At 45.4% G+C, this 3,942-nt stretch carries 3 protein-coding genes and 1 pseudogene; 1 reads left to right on the top strand and 3 read right to left on the bottom strand.

Annotation, left to right across the window (positions count from 1 at the left end; genetic code table 11):
- Positions 1–219 (bottom strand): annotated as a pseudogene (locus ACPV3A_RS37410) (acyltransferase); the annotation flags it as partial.
- A 476-nt stretch (positions 220–695) separates the two neighbouring features.
- Between ACPV3A_RS37410 and ACPV3A_RS37405 the strand changes: the two are divergent.
- On the top strand, positions 696–1,442 hold the full coding sequence (locus ACPV3A_RS37405) for a class I SAM-dependent methyltransferase (protein WP_426204961.1): 747 nt from the start codon (positions 696–698) through the stop codon (positions 1,440–1,442).
- A 213-nt stretch (positions 1,443–1,655) separates the two neighbouring features.
- Here ACPV3A_RS37405 and ACPV3A_RS37400 read toward each other — a convergent pair whose 3' ends face one another.
- Together ACPV3A_RS37400 and ACPV3A_RS37395 are read right to left on the bottom strand one after the other, a co-directional pair.
- On the bottom strand, positions 1,656–2,144 hold the full coding sequence (locus ACPV3A_RS37400; protein WP_071221197.1) for a cation:proton antiporter regulatory subunit: 489 nt from the start codon (positions 2,142–2,144) through the stop codon (positions 1,656–1,658).
- A gap of 80 nt (positions 2,145–2,224) precedes the next feature.
- A complete protein-coding gene (locus tag ACPV3A_RS37395; RefSeq protein ID WP_071221198.1) occupies positions 2,225–3,445 on the bottom strand; it encodes a cation:proton antiporter in 1,221 nt (406 codons plus the stop codon).
- Positions 3,446–3,942: the final 497 nt, after the last annotated feature.

Here is a 3,942-nt window from a genome sequence, read left to right as displayed (position 1 = left end):
ATTATAGAAGAGTACCAGACTGCTCAAAAATATAAATGTCGGCGTTCCGAATTTCATGAAGATGTTCATGAAATTGTACATAAAAAAGTAGTTGGAATCCGTCATCGCAGATACGGCATACGATGTGGAGTGAACGGACAGCACGCCGATGATGGCGAATGCGCGTACCAATTGCAGCTCGGGAAGACGTTCCCTTGATAAAGATTTCAATTTGTTCATGACAGTACCCTCTCATCTCTAAAATCCGATTATTCTCGTTCCTTGCGAAACAGATTCATCAAGTATAGTAGACAGTTCTTAACGCCATACTTCCAAATTCTTATCATTTGCTTAAGATTATGGTCCTTCCTCCTAATAAAATTCTCCTTGATCATGAGGAATCCTTGGACTTACAATAAGAAAAACATCTATCGACGTACTTTCTTTAGAAGACAGACCGCGTATAGCGGAAGTTTTTCTTGCGAGATAAGGATGGTAAGCCTCTGAAGCTTATACTTTTCTAACTCTTAAAAATAATCTTTCAGAATAGGGGTGAATTGGATGCTGATTAGGATCCTTGCCGTTCGAAGTAGCTAGGCCCGGTCTATCATACTGGACCGGGCCTAGCCAGAATCACAGTAGCTGGCTGCGAACGAATTAGAGGCGATCTGTTTTCAGCATCCCATTTTATCTCAAATGGAAGGTGAACAATATAAATGAATTCACAGGAATACAAGCAGTTTTATGATATCGTAGGGGCCTTAAACGGCTGGGACTTCAGCCAGCTCAGATGTATCTCGGAGGGCGTGGAGTGGAATTTTTACGATGAGGTAAGCAAGCGGTGCACATCATCCGATGTTGTGCTTGATATCGGCACTGGTGGAGGAGAGAGCTTGTTGTCCATCGCCGACAAAGCAGCTCTGCTGGTTGGAATCGATCTTTCCCATTCGATGATAGAGACTGCCCAGAGTAATAAACGGAAGGCTGCAGCTTCCAATGTACGCTTTATGCAGATGGATGCAGAGTCGCTTCAATTTCCGGAGGCGTTTTTCAATCTGATCTCCTGCAGACACTCCCCTTTTCGTGCATCAGAGGTGGGAAGAGTACTAGAAGAGGATGGCGTGTTTTTGACGCAGCAGGTTCGCGAATGCGATAAAGCCAATCTGGCTCAAGCCTTTGGCAGAGGGCAATCTTCCCGTGAAGACGGCGCTTTAAAGGATCAATATATGGAGGAATTTCGGCTTGCCGGGTTCCGCAGTATCCAATATGCCGAATACGATGCGGATGAATACTATGAACGTGAAGAGGATCTTATCTTTCTGCTGAAGCACACGCCCATTATCCCCGGGTTTGGACAGGAGGAATCGGATTTTCGCATCCTGCAGCAGTTTATCAGAGACCATCGCACAGATCGGGGAATCCGGACGAATTCCGCCCGGTTTATGATCGTGGCCCGGAAATAACCGGCCCCTCTGGCAATCCATAACCCGCAGCATCCCGCTGTTAAACAGAAAAAGCGCCAAGGGACGAGACCTTGGCGCTTTTTCTTATGCACAACAGCTTCGGGTATCATCCCTTTGATGAATAGGTTGCTCTCCACATATAAAAGCAAGCCCCCCGCAAAAGGAGGAGCTTGCTTTCGGTATGGTTATCTTCGCATCCACGAAGGAGCAATATTAGCCGTTAACCAGCAGTTCTTTCAGCTGCTTGATCTGCTTACGCTCGCCCGCAAGCACCAGCGTCGATCCCGCTGTCAGGATGTCGTCCGGACCCGGATTGATTTTCTGCTCTTTCTTGTTCACAATCGCTAATACATTAGCACCTGTACGTTGACGAACCTGAAGCCCCGCAATGGATTGTCCGACGCATTTGTAATGCGGTTCGATGCGTGCCCATTCGATGATCAGGTCTTCGAGTGTCACCTCGATGGTCTCGAGTGCTTTCGGTTTATACGTCATGCCGCCGATGATGCCGGCGATTTGTCTAGCCTCATCATCCTCTAATGTAATCTGGGAGATGGTCTCCTCAGGATCGTCATCTTCAAAATGGTACAGCTCTCTACGGCCATCGTCATGAATAACAATAACCAGCTTATCCCCTGATCTCGCCTGAATAAGGAATTTCTTACCGATACCCGGCAGATCAGATTCGCGAATAATACTCATGTGAAAATCCTCCGTTCTGGGTTAATTCAATCTCTAGATTATATAGATTAGTTGGAAGAAAGTAAATCAGCCCAGCAGCCTTACGCCTTCCTTTTTTTTACTTTCTCCACAGGTTCGCTCCATTTGAATATTTTATTCGCTCCGCGGTAGATACGTTTTGACTCCTTGGCTAGAAGAGGACCGAGAATCGCAAGAATCAGAACATAGAGGGCCGAGAATGGTTTCAGCATAGCGGACAGTCCGCCGGCTAGTCCCAGATTCGCAACGATGATCGTGAACTCCCCGCGAGCCATAATGGTCAATCCGATGTTAAGCGACGATTTATGCGATAATCCGGCCTTGCGACCCGCTATCATGCCTGCGACCAGGTTGCCGATAATGGTCAATACCACGGCGCCAAGAGCAAGCCATAACGCATTCCCAAGCGTGGTCGGGTCGATGCCGAGACCGAAGCTGAAGAAGAAGATTGCTCCAAAAAAATCACGGAAAGGAATGACCAGCTGCTCGATCCGTTCGCTATGATCCGTCTCCGATAAAGCCAGTCCGAACAACAGCGCGCCGATCGCTTCGGCTACGTGCAGTGTCTCGGAAAACCCGGCAATAAAGAACATCGACGAGAAAACAACGATAATGAAAATCTCGCTGGACGTAATATTCAGCAATTTGTTAAGTATAGGCGGTCCTTTTCTCGCAATAACAAAGAACAACAGCATGTAACCTATGGAAATGCAAACCGAGATGATGGTTGCCCCTATCGACGTAGCCCCGCCTAACAGCAATCCCGACATAATCGATAAGAACACGGCAAGAAAAATATCATCGAACAAAATCATGCCGAGAATGAGTTCCGTCTCCGCATTCCCTGTGCGCCGCAGATCCACAAGCACCTTAGCGACAATGGCGCTGGAGGATACCGACAGCATCCCTGCAATGATCAGCGTCTCGTACAGAGGCATATTGATCACGAAACCGTAAGCCACACCCAACACAAAGTTCAATACTACATATACGGTTCCGCCTACCACAATGTTTTTACCGGACTTGATCAATTTTTGAACGGAAAATTCAAGACCAAGGTAAAAGAGCAGGAATAGAATACCGATCTGTCCCAGAAAATCGATGATCCCCTGGCTCTCGATGAACTTAAAATCAAGAATCCCTATCGTTGGTGCATGCGGACCTACAAGCATCCCGAGCACAATCAAGAACGGTATGATCGAGAACTTGAGCTTTCCAGCAATTACGGAGGCTATAGCAACCAGAATCAGAGCAGTTCCAACCTCAAACATCATATGGTCCATAGAAGACCTCCTCCTCCTCAAATTTGACTTCTGGCAATCATTTCTATTATACATAATAATGCATACATTTACAAAGTAACTGCAGTATTCTTGCTTGATAACCCAATAGATGCTATATTTACCCCATAATGTTCAGGGTTAATTTTATTAGTGATTTTATGGTTTCCAAAAAATATAAATTATATCCAAACACTTTACTCTATAAAAGAAAATGAATATTTATGCATAATATTGAATACTATACCAGGTAAAAAAATACATATTTCGCGAACAAAACGCCCTTGCGACTATCCCCCATTATCTTTATCCGCACAAAAAAAGAAGCCCGGTGGCTGCAACTGAACTGTGACCCATAAGAAGGACACTTTAAAAAAGTGACCCTCTTGTGGGTCACTTGTGTTTTAATCAAGGTATAAGATGAGGGGCGAGATGAAGATGGGAAAATTGAAACGAGTAGTTTTTACAGTTTTTACAATAGAGCAGATGAGAAAATTGGA

The sequence above is a fragment of the Paenibacillus sp. Dod16 genome (genome assembly GCF_049893405.1).
GTDB lineage: Bacteria > Bacillota > Bacilli > Paenibacillales > Paenibacillaceae > Paenibacillus_AQ.
This window is presented reverse-complemented; position numbering and strand designations above follow the sequence as displayed.